This is a genomic window from Microcoleus sp. Pol7_A1, assembly GCF_036701085.1.
GTDB classification, from domain to species: Bacteria; Cyanobacteriota; Cyanobacteriia; order Cyanobacteriales; family Microcoleaceae; genus Microcoleus; species Microcoleus asticus.
The window spans coordinates 1-14,580 of record NZ_JAUBQD010000030.1; the positions used below are offsets into that span (position 1 = coordinate 1).

Annotated in this window: 11 protein-coding genes and 2 pseudogenes; 5 read left to right on the forward strand and 8 right to left on the reverse strand. The window is 45.0% G+C overall.

What is annotated here, in order from left to right; translation table 11 throughout:
- Window positions 1-224: 224 nt before the first annotated feature.
- Window positions 225-954: pseudogene (locus QUA20_RS17530) on the forward strand (IS1 family transposase).
- A 336-nt stretch (window positions 955-1,290) separates the two neighbouring features.
- Here QUA20_RS17530 and QUA20_RS17535 read toward each other — a convergent pair.
- From QUA20_RS17535 to QUA20_RS17545, 3 genes are all read right to left on the reverse strand, one after another.
- The gene (locus tag QUA20_RS17535; protein ID WP_333190276.1) at window positions 1,291-2,061 is read right to left on the reverse strand and encodes a DUF1350 family protein; all 771 of its coding nucleotides are present in this window, start codon (window positions 2,059-2,061) and stop codon (window positions 1,291-1,293) included.
- A 152-nt stretch (window positions 2,062-2,213) separates the two neighbouring features.
- Window positions 2,214-2,522, reverse strand: a complete 309-nt coding sequence (locus QUA20_RS17540; RefSeq protein ID WP_333190277.1) for a hypothetical protein — start codon at window positions 2,520-2,522, stop codon at window positions 2,214-2,216.
- Between the two features lie 16 nt (window positions 2,523-2,538).
- A complete protein-coding gene (locus tag QUA20_RS17545) occupies window positions 2,539-3,570 on the reverse strand; it encodes a glycosyltransferase family 2 protein (protein ID WP_333190278.1) in 1,032 nt (343 codons plus the stop codon).
- A gap of 1,175 nt (window positions 3,571-4,745) precedes the next feature.
- On the opposite strand from QUA20_RS17545, the gene ggt reads away from it, so the two are divergent.
- From ggt to QUA20_RS17560, 3 genes are all read left to right on the forward strand, one after another.
- Window positions 4,746-6,470 (forward strand): gamma-glutamyltransferase, encoded by a 1,725-nt coding sequence (gene ggt, locus QUA20_RS17550; RefSeq protein WP_333190281.1) that lies wholly within the window; start codon window positions 4,746-4,748, stop codon window positions 6,468-6,470.
- A gap of 469 nt (window positions 6,471-6,939) precedes the next feature.
- Window positions 6,940-7,824 carry a choice-of-anchor L family PEP-CTERM protein gene (locus QUA20_RS17555; RefSeq protein ID WP_333190283.1) on the forward strand — a complete coding sequence of 295 codons (885 nt, stop codon included), beginning with the start codon at window positions 6,940-6,942 and terminating at the stop codon, window positions 7,822-7,824.
- Window positions 7,808-7,948, forward strand: coding sequence for a hypothetical protein (locus QUA20_RS17560; protein ID WP_333190284.1), 141 nt, complete (start codon window positions 7,808-7,810; stop codon window positions 7,946-7,948). The genes QUA20_RS17555 and QUA20_RS17560 overlap by 17 nt, the downstream gene beginning before the upstream one ends.
- A gap of 333 nt (window positions 7,949-8,281) precedes the next feature.
- On the opposite strand, the gene QUA20_RS17565 is transcribed toward QUA20_RS17560, so the two are convergent.
- The 4 genes from QUA20_RS17565 to QUA20_RS17580 all read right to left on the reverse strand — a co-directional run bounded on the left by QUA20_RS17565 (window position 8,282) and on the right by QUA20_RS17580 (window position 12,046).
- Window positions 8,282-9,400: a pentapeptide repeat-containing protein gene (locus QUA20_RS17565; RefSeq protein ID WP_333190286.1), complete on the reverse strand. Its 1,119-nt coding sequence runs from the start codon at window positions 9,398-9,400 to the stop codon at window positions 8,282-8,284.
- A gap of 301 nt (window positions 9,401-9,701) precedes the next feature.
- Window positions 9,702-10,550, reverse strand: a complete 849-nt coding sequence (locus QUA20_RS17570; RefSeq protein WP_333190288.1) for an alpha/beta hydrolase — start codon at window positions 10,548-10,550, stop codon at window positions 9,702-9,704.
- Between the two features lie 193 nt (window positions 10,551-10,743).
- Window positions 10,744-11,469 (reverse strand): DUF3120 domain-containing protein, encoded by a 726-nt coding sequence (locus QUA20_RS17575; RefSeq protein WP_333190290.1) that lies wholly within the window; start codon window positions 11,467-11,469, stop codon window positions 10,744-10,746.
- Window positions 11,462-12,046 carry a hypothetical protein gene (locus QUA20_RS17580; protein WP_333190292.1) on the reverse strand — a complete coding sequence of 195 codons (585 nt, stop codon included), beginning with the start codon at window positions 12,044-12,046 and terminating at the stop codon, window positions 11,462-11,464. Before QUA20_RS17580 ends, QUA20_RS17575 begins: the two co-directional genes overlap by 8 nt.
- Window positions 12,047-12,625: 579 nt before the next feature.
- On the opposite strand from QUA20_RS17580, the gene QUA20_RS17585 reads away from it, so the two are divergent.
- On the forward strand, window positions 12,626-13,876 hold the full coding sequence (locus tag QUA20_RS17585) for a ferrochelatase (RefSeq protein ID WP_333190294.1): 1,251 nt from the start codon (window positions 12,626-12,628) through the stop codon (window positions 13,874-13,876).
- A 374-nt stretch (window positions 13,877-14,250) separates the two neighbouring features.
- On the opposite strand, the pseudogene QUA20_RS17590 reads toward QUA20_RS17585, so the two are convergent.
- Window positions 14,251-14,580, reverse strand: a pseudogene (locus tag QUA20_RS17590) (methyl-accepting chemotaxis protein); the annotation flags it as partial.

Here is a 14,580-nt window from a genome sequence, read left to right on the forward strand (position 1 = left end):
GCTCGCAAATCTACTGAGTATGCTTTCATTGGTATATTATTTTTAGTCAATTCTATTGTACCTCATAACATCCGGAATTGCTGTAATATTATGTCCGGTCGATTGACCATGAGATAATCAGTAGGAACACCACCCGCCATCAAATAAAGGGCGTTGCTGAATTAGGGTATGATAAATTTATAGTGCGATGGTCAAAAGATAACACTTCAAAAAACGCAGAGCTTGTGCAATGTCCTGAATGTCAGTCTACTCATGTTAATAAAAATGATCGTAAAAAAAGTAAACAGAATTATATTTGTGTCGGTTGTGGCAGACAATTTATAGATTGCTACCAACCTCATAAAGGTTACTCTGAATAAGTTAAACGTGAATGTCTCAAAATGTATGTCAATGGTATGGGTTTTCGAGCAATTGAGAGGATTAAAGAAGTACATTACACCAGCATTATAAATGGGGTCAAGCCAGTAGGATAATTGCTCCCTGATGCTTGCGAACCAGACACGATTCCCCTGGTTGAAGAACTTGATGAACTAGAAAGGTTTGTGGGTAAAAAAAATAAGATTTGGCGAGGGGCGGCCGTAAATCACTTTCAGCCAGGGATTTTAGGATGGTATTTGGAACTCGTGCTACAAATTTTCGGCGACTATGGGCGGCGCGTTGGCAATTGGAAATGTTACTTTTATATCACAGATGGATGGCCAGTTTACCTCATGTTTATTCCAGATGGAAACCAAATTATCTGTAAAACTTACACGACCAGAGTAGAGGGCGAGAATACGCGACTGCCACATTACGCAAGCCAGACTTCATCGCAAGACACTCTGCTATTCTAAGTCGGGAGAAATGCTCAAACATTCAATGAGGCTAGTAATTCATTATCTTAAGTTTTGGGATGTTCCAGTTGCCTCTCCATCGTATCATTTCAATCGCGCTCAAACGAGGCAACTCGGGTAGCCAAAACAGCCTTTGACCGCACAAATCATACCTCAATTCAGCAACGTCTTAGGCGGTAATTTACCTAGCCTCGGATGCACCTATCGCCATTTTGACTCACCACTCAGGCTCAAGGTCAGTCGGAAAAATCGGCTCTTTAAAGTCGGAAAAGTCAGAAAAGTATGCTCATCGCTGCTATGAGTACATAGCTTAAACATCTCTTTGGCAGTTTGAGGGATTACGCAAACAGCTTTTCAACACTATTGGTAGGAGCAAAGGGAAACCAAAGCACTACAGATAGAGTTTATGGGTAATTCCTAAATTTAAGATCACTAAGCTAAAATCTGAACTTTAAGATTAAAAATCCTTTGACAGAGGATTAAGCCACAGCAGAATTGTCCGTTTTAATTGATTTAATTCTCGATACACTTCTTGTTTGACCCATTGCCCGATCGCATCGAAGGGTGTAAAAATTTGACCCACAGGCCAGCTAACATCTTGCCCCAAGGGCGTTTGATGGTTGCCCGCTAGAGTCTGAACTGTAATCATGTCGGGAAATCGTGCTTTTAGCAGTTTTGTCAAAAGCAGGGTTTGGTCAATGTTGTCGCCGTTAAATTTGACTAAAAGATTGCGCCGGATTTGATAGCTATCTTGGACGAGGCGATTAGTCTCTTGCGGGGAAGGGGTAAACTCCACTTTAAAGACGGGGGAAATTTGCTCGACGATCGGGATTGCTTCGGATGCCGCATAATTGTTGAAAGAGATCAGAATATTGCCTGCCCTTTCTATGTCAAACACAGAACCGATCAGCAAGTGCAGTTTGCATCCCATGCTGTGTCCCATACCGTAAATGGGGAGATAGGAAGATTTGAGCAATTTAGTGGCGCGCAGGCGATCGAGGGCATTTTCAAATTTGTTGAGGACATCGCGGGCGATCGCAATATGATCCAAAGTATTGACAAACGGCGTTGCTACTACAAGATATCCTTGATTCCCCAAAGCCTCTAACAGCCAGCGATAGGTCAACTGTGGTGCTGTCGCCACAAATGCACCGCCGAGAAAATGTACGATCGCGATCGGTTTAGACGGAATTAATACCCAGTTGCCAGAAATTTCTTGCCAGTCCATAAATTCAATCTAATTCACAGTAAAAAGGCGATCGTCTTCTGAAGGTAGAAGGCAGAATTTTTTCTAAATATTTGCTTTTATTTTCTGCCTCAAAAAAAGGTTTGCTACCCATTTTTTCATTCAAAAAACTTTGCTTTTTACTTATACATTATTTAGTGTAACTGTTTTGGGAGCCAATAGCACGGCGGGCGATCGCTGCTATTTACGCCATGTACAGGGTTGAAGCTTGCAACCGAATAAATCAAGGCTGACATCCGATCGCGACTTTCAAAAATTTTTATATTCTCTCCCATCGCACGGCTGCAAGTCATTGTCGTTGGTATTGCGGGTAATTGCTCCGACAGGATATTAACAGTCAAAGACGCCTCAAAACCCCAAGAGCGCGTATTAACCAGCCCCTGCGCGATCGGCTTCGATTCCGCTTTATTGGCATGACCTAATTTCTTGACTAAAACCTGCATACAAATATGAGTTTCTTTAGGAAAGCTCCCCGATTTTAGATGATTGCTGGCGGTTTAATTCTGCCGAATGACTGATGCCTTCTGCCGTTTGATGACTCAACTTATCGTGAGCCTTCATCCATTTCCACTTGTTCAAAGTAGCTTGAGGATCGATTGCTGTGCTAGCGATGCCGTAAACAAGAGTCGGCAAAACCTCCCGATTTAACCAACTTTGTCCCAGCTTTCTCATGTAGTGGAGTGCCAAAACTTCTCGGAATTTGTTAAGCCTTTTCAAAAGTGGCAAATTCTTAAAGCATACCTGTTCGTATTCGTTGAGCGATAACTCTTTTTCTCCCCGCAAGCGCCGCAGTTGGTTCTCTTTGACACAATCAGAAGCTATGCGCTTTTTCAGCCAGTGCTTATCTGTGAGAGAGTTCCCTCTAATTCTATAATTTCCCAAAGGTTCTGTCGCCGCTAGCAAGCCATACTTTTGAGCAATTTTGGTAAATAGCTCTGTATCTTCTCCTACCTGCCAATCTTCTGCAAAGCCGCCTTCTTCGAGAAGAATGGAGCGATAGACTACAACAGAAGACGGGAAAACCCAAGGGCTTTCGCCTGTCTCCTTAATCGCCTGCATTTCTGCTTTAGTTGTAGGATAGGTGGGAATGTAACTCAACTTGTTGCCGCGCTTGTCTAAATACCGCAAAGCGTGAGCCACAGCTTTGACTTCGGGATTGTCTGCAAGCATCTTCAAACAAACTTCTAGCTTGTTGGGTTCCCAGGTATCGTCGCTGTCGAGAAATGCTACATATTCGCCTGTGGCGCGATACATCATTAAATTTCTAGACTTAGAAACCCCGTAATTTTGGGGATTCCGGAAGTATTGAATTCTCGAATCTTGTTCTGCCAGTTTAGCGGCAACTTTGTCAGTAGCGTCAGTAGAGAAGTCATCAACAATAAAAATTTCTAGATTCTTGTGAGTACCCTTGAGTACGGAGGCAACTGTCTGGGCCAGAGTGTCGGCAGCATTGAATGCAGGAATTATTACACTGACTTTTTCGCTGTTCATAACTTGAATCACTTGTGGTTTGGTAGTTGTTCGCCGAAGTATCGTCTGGAAGCAGACACTCTGACTCCTTTACGTGCAAGTACCTGTAGTCCCGAAACTTGCCTACATACTGCCAATATAACAGGCTTGCCGACCTCAGTGTTATGTACCATAAGGGGGGGACACCTCTTAGGAGCCGGAGTGCAGACTATATGGCGGATAAATTTTTTGATACACAGGCGTGGGCTGCAAGGGATTGAGGGTTTTGTCGGGGGGTTGGAATTTTAATAAATTCGATCGGATATTTTTGCTTTAATAGGACTTACCTAGAAAAACCAGGCATCACCCAAAATTATTGGTTTGATAACTATATCTGTACTAAAAAACCGAGTTTATGACTCAGATCGAGTCCGGTTAATCGCTAATCATAACCTTGTTTGTCGTCGGCGCGACGCGGGCGATAAAAGGTTACCCGTCTTCACTACAAACCTAATTATAATTTTGAACCAAACTTATAATTTAGTGGGCAATAGTTCGGACTGTTTTTGATTGCCAACCGTAAAATAAGGGTTTCAAGGCGATTCCGCGATCGAGATACCAACGTAAAATCGAGGGGTTAAGACTATGAAATCAAAACTGTCCGGACTAGGGAGTGGATACAAATAAACATAACGTGGGAAGAGGCGGGTTTTGCACCCATAAACTGGCTCTTAGTATACATATTCCGCGCTTTCGGAGTCCTACAATACCCTACAAAATATTAAGTTTTTTGGCAGTTCCCTACTTATCAAGAGTGGGTAAATCCTGTTTTATTGATTAACTCACCAGTCCAACAACTGCAAAAATACGGATCGCCTACGTCTGCTAGGTGTTGCATTGCAATAGCAGTCACATAAAATTTTGAATGCAGTGTTTTTGATGTGTCATCTACTAATTTTTTTCGGCATTCATCAGCTTTGTTTAAATCACTATTTAATCAATAAAAATGCTTTTTCAAACTTGTTTCATTATTAAGTTGCCATAAGCTGTCCCTCATTTCTCTCTTCCTCTTTCACCGCGAGAGCCTCCCAGGCTCATATCGTTTCCCCGTCTGCCATAACAGGTAATTTATCTGCGGTTGAGATGGGTACCGCTCGGTTTTAGCGAAGATGAGTGTAAAATTATACTGTAAAAAATTCTCGAATCACCCGTAAAAAATGTTGCCAAAGTTTTTGAGCAAAGTGCAAATTTATACTTGTTTTCTAACAGTCTTGGTTTGCGGCGGCTGCCAGCAGCCACCGTCAAACTTGCAGCAGCGCAGCAAACAGGGCATGGCTGTTTCGGCTCACCCTCTGGCGAGCGCTGCGGGGCTGGCCCTGCTACAACAGGGAGGCAATGCAGTGGATGCGGCGGCTGCTACGGCTTTGGCGATTTCGGTGGTGGAGCCTTTTTCGGCGGGTATCGGCGGCGGGGGTTTTTTGCTCCTGCGGCGGGCCGAAACGGGGACTGTGCAAGCGCTGGATTTCCGGGAACGAGCTCCGAAACGGGCGGCGCGGGATATGTACCTCGACAAGCAAGGTAAGGTGCGCCCAAGGGCAAGTCGGGACGGGCATTTGGCGGCGGGTATTCCGGGTACTGTTGCTGGACTTTATACGGTGCACCGCGAGTATGGTAAGTTGCCTTGGGCTGCGGTGGTGGCGCCGGCGATCGCCCTGGCTGAAAAAGGCTTTCCGGTAAGTTCGCGGTTTACCACGGCTACCCAGCAACGACAGGATGCTATCAAAAAAAACCGGGCGGCGCGGGAGGTTTTTACTCGTGGTGGCATTTTATACCAGCCGGGTGAGCTTTTGGTCCAGCGGGATTTGGCGCGGACTTTGCGGCAGATTGCTGAAAATCCGCAAAGTTTTTATAGCGGGGACATTGCACGGGCGCTCGCCGCCGACATGGCTAAAAATGGTGGCATTATCACTCTCGAAGATTTGAAAAACTATACGCCGATGTGGCGAAATCCGGTTTGCGGCAACTTTCGGGCTTACGAAATTTGCGCCATGTCGCCTCCTTCTTCCGGCGGCGTTCATTTGTTGCAAATCTTAAATATTCTGGGAGATACCGATCTCAAGAGGTTGGGGAGGCAAAGTCCAGATACTTTGCACTTGCTGGCGGAGAGCATGAGGATTGCTTATGCTGACAGGGCTGAGTATTTGGGCGACCCGGATTTTGTGAGTGTACCGGTCAAAGCTTTGACTAGCACCAATTATGGCAAATTGAGACGATCGCAAATCCAAATATCAAAAGCCAGACCCTCTAGCGAGGTAAAGGCTGTTGATGCTGAAACTTTGAACCGTCTGCTGTGGGAGTCTCCCGAAACTACCCACCTGACGGTAGTTGACAAAGAGCGCAACGTAGTAAGCTTAACGTTTACGGTGAATGGGGGTTTTGGGGCTGGAGTCGTGGCCGCGGGTACGGGAATTTTGCTCAACAACGAGATGGATGATTTTGCAGCGGCGCCGGGAGTGCCGAATTTGTCGTCTGGTTTGGTGGGCGGGGAGGCAAATTCGATCGCCCCGGGCAAAACTCCTTTATCGAGCATGACGCCGGTCATCGTGACAGAAAATGGCAAATTTCGCCTCGCTGCGGGAGCTCCCGGAGGCAGCACGATTATTACCACGGTGCTGCAAATTGTACTGAACGTATTGGTTTACGACATGAATGTCGGCGATGCTGTGTCTGCACCTCGCGTACACCACCAGTGGCAACCGGATCGCCTGATGGTGGAACGGGGAGGTTTTGAGACTGCGACGCTTTCGGAGTTGCGGCGGCGGGGACACCTGATTTTCGAACGTGACGGCTGGGGCAATGCCAATGCGATCGTCCTGACTGGGGATGGTTGGTTGGAAGGGGCTGCCGATCGGCGCGGGGAAGGAGAAGCAAGGGGGTTTTAGTAATCAGTCAGTCGATAAGAGATTTTTGATTTTAGACTTCGGCGAGGCGTCGAGCCGCGCTCAATCGAACGATTTTAGATTTACTCCACAGATGAATTTGCGAGCTTGAACTAGGTCGAAAATTACGATCTCTCCACGACAGGAGTCTGGGGCTTGTATGCGTTTTTGGGCGGAGTCATTAGTCATTAGTCATTTTGGCGATCGCAAACAGTATCAAAACCCGGTGTCTTTGGTTTCCAGTGCATAAGTCCTAAAATTATTAGTCTGTGTACGTCTGTTTTTGTATGCGTATTTTTGCAGTGAGGTTTATGTGCTGACTAACTGCCAGCAATTATCAAAAAAATGAAGCACAAAAAGCGTAAATTTACTGAGATGTAAAATTATTGTAAAGGCACTAGACATTGATAGCTAAATAATGTAAAAATTAAGTTAAGCATAAAATCAGGTTTGTATTTTTACGGAAAAACTTATGATAATTACTCACAAAATTGCTGCTTTAACTGCTACGTTAACTACTGCTCTGAGCTTGTGGACAGCACCAGCAATGGCATTTTCGGTAGGGGCAACTAATAACATTGAGACTTTGAAAAATAATTTGTTGGGGGCTAATACAGTGGGATTGAGTAATTTCTCTGTTTCAATTATGGGTAATTCGGCTGCTTTTGGTACTTTTACTAATGACCCCTTCGGTTTGACATCAGGTGTTGTTCTCAGCACTGGTAAAGTTGCCGATCTACCGGGTCAGAATCGGAAAGATAACGTCGTCGTGCTGACCAACGGCAGCGATTTAAACACGGACTTTGGCGCTAAAGGTGAAAAGGGCGATTTTACCGAGCTAAACCTCAGCTTTTTTGCTAATAGCACGGTTGAAAAGTTGTTCTTTGAATATGTATTTGCTTCGGAGGAGTTTCCTGAGTTCGGCGGTTCTGAATTTAATGACGATTTTGAACTGCTGCTGAACGGCACTAATTTGGCGAAATTGAGCGACGGAAAAACAGTTACGATTAATAATCTTGTTCCCGATCCAAATAATCGCTCTAAAGATCACCGAGACTATATTGACAACCCAAGTTTGACAGGTATTGCTGCTAACATCGTTAAGCTGGATGGCTTTACTAAAGTTTTAGGTTTTGAGGGTTTGCTCAAGAAAAATCAGACGAATGTTCTCAGCATCCGCATTAAAGATGTGGGCGATGGCAATTTAGATTCTGCTGTATTTATTAAAGGCGGTTCTGTGGGGACGGTTCAACCTGAACCGGTTCCAGAACCGATGACTGTGGGGGGTTTGATGGTCGGAGGTGCTATGCTGGCTGCTGGAAAAAAGTTACGCGATCGCCGTGCCGGAAGTAATTAATAACGGAAGGAAGAAGGAAGAAGGAAGAAGGAAGAAGGAAGAAGGAAGAAAGAAGAAGGAAGAGAAGGAAGAAGGAAAAAAAAGGATGCGTTTTGGCGGTTGCTGTAATATGAAGCTCTATTAACCGTGTTGGAGGCAGACACGGGCTTTGATGAACCAAAAGACTTCGTTGCAGTCCTTGAACCGGATAAAAAAACTCGGTTTGTGCGATCGCGAGCTGATAATATCATCTTAAGTAATTTAACCGCTATGGGTGCGCATCGAGGAATGCAAGTTCTGATAAAATTCAGACGAACGTCCTCACTACTAACCAATTTGATTGCAGTTGTTCTAGCGGACATAATATAAGTTTTGATCTAAAATTCGCGGCGAAGGGCGGATTTTTGTGTTTTTTTGGTTGCAGCCAATATTTCGGGTAAAACCCGGGCCTACACCAACTGACTACAAACTAAATCGTTTAGCTGTGAACCGTACCGTCGGGTAAGATTGTACCTGTTAATGTAGTTCGAGTGAGTTTTACCATAACTCGATCGCCGTAACCGATTTTCGCTCCTGTTAAGTCCGCACCGCTCAAATCTGCACCGCTCAAATCTGCTCCGATTAAGTTGGTTTCTCTCAAGTTGGCATTGATCAAACAAGCTCCTAACAAATTGGCTCTGAACAAGTTTGCTTTGTGCAAATTCGCGCCTGTGAGGTTGACGTTGTGTAGAAAAGCATCGCTTAAGTCGGCTTCACTCAGGTTTGCATTGCTCAAGTTTCTCCCTGAAAAATCCTTTTCTTTTAAGGAAGCTCCTTGGAAGTTGGAACCGCTCAAATCGGGAGCTTGCGGCGCAGCTTGGCGGTAAGACTGAGATGGCTGCGGCGGGGGCGATTGGTAGCGGGACGCATCTGAATAAGGCCCTGAAGGATTTCCAGCATAATTGCCAGCATATTTTCCTGGAGAGGTTTCAGAAGAGTAGTGGGGTTCTTTTGGGTTTGCCGGCGGTGGCTGGGTGTTTTGGTGTTGGGTGTTTGGATACTGAGTATTTCTGTACTGATTGTTTTGGTACTGAGTGTTTTGTGGCTGAGTGTTTTGTGGCTGAGTGTTTCTGTACTGGGTGTTTTGTTGCTGGGTGTTTTGTTGCTGGGTGTTTTTGTACTGAGTATTTTGTTGTTGGGTGTTTTGTTGCTGGGTGTTTTTGTACTGAGTATTTTGTTGCTGGGTGTTTTGTTGCTGGGTGTTTTTGTATTGAGTATTTTGTTGCTGGGTGTTTTTGTATTGAGTATTTTGTTGCTGAGTGTTTTGTTGCTGGGTGTTTCTGTACTGAGTATTTTGTTGCTGGGTGTTTCTGTGCTGAGTATGTTTTTGCTGAACGTTCTGATTCTGACCTCTTGGTTGAATCGATCGCAATTGTTCGCGAGCTTGATTAATTTCCTTAATCTTTTCTTCAGCTTTCTGTAGTAGTCGGGGATTGTCTTTGGGGATGCGATCGGGGTGCCAAATGAACGCTAAATCCTTGTAGGCTTGGCTAATTTCTTCTCTGGAAGCTCCCGGCAACAGTTCCAGCACTTTATAGTATTGGTCGAGGTCGTTCATTGTACCACCTTTCGCTTTAAGAAATTAGGAATTAAAAATTAAGATCAGACCAAAAGTCACTGTTAGTCGATTTGAGATTTGAGACTTCGGCGTGACACGTTCGGCGAGCCGTCGAGCGCTCAGTCGAGCCGTCGAGCGCTCAGTCGAACGATTTGAGCTTTACTCCACAGATGAATCTGGGAGCTTGAACAAGAGTCTAAAATTTTAGGCTGCTGGCAACTCCTGTTGTTCGCAAGTATCCGTTTTTGGGCGGGGTCAAAGCTTGCTTGTCCGATCGTACATTAGATGAACAATAACTCAGCTAAGCCGCTGCTGGCAAAAAGTCTCGAATTCGCTGCAAGTATGTTGCTGCATCCTCCAGCATCGGAAAGTGAGCCGTATTGGGAATTATAACAAATTCTACTTTTTTGCTGAGGGAGGCCGCTTGCTCTCCCATGATGGCAGGGATAATTTGGTCAAATTCTCCGGCCACAAGCAGTGTGGGAACACTCAGCCGCGCAAATTCTTGGGGCATTTCCTCGGCTGCTCTTTTGCTAACAGCCGTCACCATTGTACCTATAGCAGCTTGCTCGTCTGCCATTAAAAAATCCTTGAGAAACGCCAGACTGACCTCTGTGGGCAGCGAACGGCGCAAAAACCGGGCCATAAATAGCCGATCGGCAAACGGGATCGATGCCAACCAAGATGGCCTAAATTTTACCACATAGCCGCCGAATTTGTGAAAAGTTGTAAAGGCTTTTTCATCGTATTCAAAAATCCCGCTGCAAGTGAGAATTGCTTTCTCTACTTTTTCGGGATAAAGGTTGAGAAATAAAGTAGCAATTGATGCACCTGTAGAGTGAGCATTGAGAAAGACGCGGCTTAAATTCAGAGATTCTAATAATGCAGCTAAGTCGCGGGCGTAGGTTTCGAGTTCGTAGCTGGACTCAGGAGGCTCTTTCGGCAAGGGCGATCGACCAAAACCTCTCATATCGTAGAGCAAACAATCAAAATCATCCGCAATAGCCCGTGCCGTGCTTTCCCAGTAGCGCGCTGATCCCGCCCAGCCGTGCATAAATACCATCACTGGTTTGCCGCTGGGTTGGGCACTGTTATCTGCCGTTATCCACTCGTAATAATGTTCTACACCGCGAATTGAAATGAGAGACATGATCTTGATTTGGGATTTTAGATTTTAGATTTTAGATTTTAACTCATAATTGTTCACTAAATACCCAAATTCCCGACTTCTTTAATAAATCGGGAATCTCAAGACTAGATATCTCAAAAAAGCTGCGTTAATCTGCGTCAATCCGCCCACATCTGCGATCAAAAATTACCAACATAGGAACCAATCATAAATCTTAAGCCGCAGAAGCAGCCAGCCAAAATAAACCATCTACCAAAAGCGTGCTTAACACCGCTCCGCTAAACGCGCGCCAGTGCAGGTGCGTGCCGCGCAAACTCAGCAAACCGACTGTTAGCAACACAGCGATTAAAACTAGAGCGCAACCTATGCCCCAAGGAGTTTCAATTTGACCGATCGCACTTTGAAAAATCGGCATAGCTAATTCCGGTTCCGCGTGCATCACTTGGCGCCAGTAGGGCATCAACCCAGTTAAGTAAAAATATAAATCAGTAATGGCAGTACCCAATAGAGAACCTAAATAAAAATAGCTGCCAACTTTCCCCCAAGATTTGCCCAAGCACCAAATAGCAAAAGGCAAGCCAATTGCTTCTATAGGTAGATGTAAAATAGGTTCCCATCTGAACCAGCCCCAATAGATAGAACCAGCCAGCCAGCATCCGGCAAATCCTAATAATAAATCTCCCCAAAGTTGTGTTTTGGGGCGGAAAATGAGGATTAAACTAAGTACGAACCAGGGGATAGTTGATAGCAAACTGATGGTTGGATATAAACGCACTAAGGGTGCTTGCACGAATACTGGAATTGAGACTAAAAATGCTGAGGCGCTAAATATTAACCACTGTTTGAGGCTGTTTGTTGTGGCTGAAGTGACAGAATTGTCGAGGCGGGCGATGGTGGCAATAGGTGCGATCGCTGAGGATACTAAATTTAGATTAAACAACTGATTGGACTCCGTATTGTTTCAATAGGTGGACTAAAAATTTTGCTGCGGTTGTGGGTGCGACAGTCTCAATGCCGGCGGCGGTTTGGCTGACGTGCCAGCCTTTTGCCGTTTGGGGAGCTCGCCATAAATCCAAATGTTCGATCGGCGGATCTGCATAAAAACTCTCTCCACCGCCACCGAGAATTGCCGAACTCCAGTGCGTAAAGCGATCGTGGCTGATTCGGTGGATGGGAAAATTGCCCGCCAGAGGTACTCCCCAACCGTCTAAGGCAAAAAATGCCCCGACTTTGCCGCCGAGTTGCTGCCACATCCAAGCCGCCCCGATCGCCCCGGCTACTCCTGCCGAAAAGCTGACAAATACTAGGCTTTCTCCTGCTAACTCTTCGCTACACAAAAAGTTCCATATGTCAAAAGCTGAAAAAGGCGGATATTTATGAGCGGGAAAAATCTTGACACGATCTACTATTTGCTGGTTTGGGCGATCGGCTGCCAGCCCCCAAAGCCCCGAAAGTCCCGTCAGGAAACAGTCGGTTAGCTTTGGTTCGTGGACTCCGGGGCAAATTACCAGTCTCATAGTTCGTCAAGAAAGTTAATATAGTTCGCAACATAACTTTATCATATGCCTACTATATCATATACTACCCCAGGGGATAGGGTGTTAAAGTTATAATAGAGTCAAGTTTGAAGAGTATCCCCCCAAGTTAAAAGCTGGGAACGCTCCAAACCGCATTAATCTGAGGCAAGGTGAGGGAGTCTTAAGAAAACATAAAACTTATCCCCCCAGGCCCCATTCCCTGTCAAGCTTAGCAAAGCCTGATTCTAGTTTTAAGCAGTTCTGTATTTAGATTTAACTTTTCTGGTGGCGTCGAAGCCGACCCCACAAAAGCTTAAAGAAACATGATTGTGAAAATTAGAGGCCTGCCAGCTTAGCTGCCCTACGAATTTCGGGTCAAGGTCAAAAAACCGACTTAGGACTGATGCTCATCAATCCGGTTTCTAGGATAAATAAGAGGTTTGACCGGGAAGTATGGGCACAGAAATCGGGAATCAGCCCCGCGCACGTCAGTCGTGCGATCGCAAACAATGAAAAATCTCCCATTCACCCTTCATCCTGCCTGGATCTCTTAGAATAAATAAAATTGAGGAATACAAAGTGGTTGCTTCTCCAGAAAAAATCGATTTAAAAACATCTGCAGCACCCGCAAGTAACGATCGGGTTGCTGTATTGCTGATGGGTTACGGCGAAGTCGAAAGCTACGACGATTTTGCAAACTACAACGAACAAGCTTTAAATTTGCTTACGGCAAAGTTTGCGCCAGTACCGCTTTGGATTTATCCGCCGCTGGCGAAGATTTTAGCAATCTTTGACTTGCACGAGTGGAGTCACCAACACGGTCAATTCGTTTCGCCGCACAATGCAATTTTTGAACAGCAGCGCGCCGGGATTGAAAAGAATTTACAGGAAAAATGGGGCGATAAAGTAAAAGTGTTCAAAGCTTTTAACTTTTGTGCGCCGTTTTTGCCGGAACAAGTAATCCCTCAAATTCAAGCAGAAGGATTTGACAAAATTCTGATTTATCCGCTGTTGGTAGTTGATTCTGTTTTCACCAGCGGCATTGCAGTCGAACAGGTGAATAAAGCTTTAGCACAAACCTTTGATGGTAAGGAACATTGGGTAAAAGGACAGCGCTACATTCCTTCTTTTTACGATGAACCTGCTTACATCCAGCTAATGGCGGATTTGGTTGAAGAGGAAATTAAGAACGATTTAGCTGTAGCGCATTTGCCTTCTCAGATTGGGATTGTGCTGATGAATCACGGTTGTCCGCACAAAGCGAAGGGCTTTACTTCGGGAATTGTGGAAAGTCAAGCTTTGTACGATCGCGTGCGGGAACGTTTGATGTATCGCTATCCTTTGATTTCGGTAGGTTGGCTCAATCACGACACACCGCTGATTGAATGGACGCAGCCTGATGCGACGTTGGCTGCGAAGAATTTGATCGATTTGGGTGCAACTGCGATCGTGTTTATGCCGATCGGATTTGCGACGGAAAATCACGAAACTTTGTTAGATGTAGACCACATTATTGAGTCTTTGCAGAAACAGCGTAAAGGAGTTACTTACCGCAAATTGCCTTGCGTTAACGACCATCCAGAGTTTCTGAAAATGGCCGCTGAGTGGGCAAATCCGCAGATTGAAGCGTTGTTGAGTGAGACTGCGGTTGCTGTTAATCCGAGTTTGGCTTCGGCGCACCGCGAGCACAGTCATTCTCACGGGGAACACGGGCATTCTCATGGGGATCACGGTCATTCTCATGGCGGGCACGGGCATTCTCATGGGGATCACGGGCATTCTCATGGTGAACACGGGCATTCTCATGGCGGGCACGGGCACAGTCATTAATTAGTTGAGTTAAAAAGTCGATCGCCCTTTGGTTATTTTAGAGAAAGGGCGATTTTTTTGTTGATTTATGGTACTGTAAAACTTAACAATGACAGCTACAATCTTGTTGGCTAAAAAAATGGGAAGAATCTCAGTGACGTAATAGATCGCTGGAAATCACTAATAACCCGCAACTTGGCTTCTTATACAAAATACAGATTAGAGATTAGAGTATAATAAAAATTATTTTCCCGTACATTCCTGATTTCATATCAAATCTGCGCTTCATCGGAATAGTAAAGTGGCCACCAAATATAAGCGCAATTTTCAGTTGTTTGACTCACAGTGAACTGTTAATGATCGTGAGGAGTGCAACCGGAATCGATATAATCTTTCTATTTGGCACTCAATACTTTAAGATTTTGAGCTGCATCGTTTAGTAGTTGAGTACCTACCTTAGTTTGATTAATACCGCTAGCAGTTTGTTTAGCTCCAGAATTGATAGTATTCATTGCTTCAACTACTTGTTGGACGGCTAATGCTTGTTGCATGGCATTGAGAGAAATTTGTTGATTCTTCAAAACGATATCGTTGATTGAAGCGAGAGTCATTTGTTGATTCTTCAAAACGCTATTGTTGATAGCGACAATCGTCATTTCCTGATTCTTCAAAACGATATCATTGATCGACTGTGTTACCTCTTTAAAAGCTTGGGCTGTATCTTG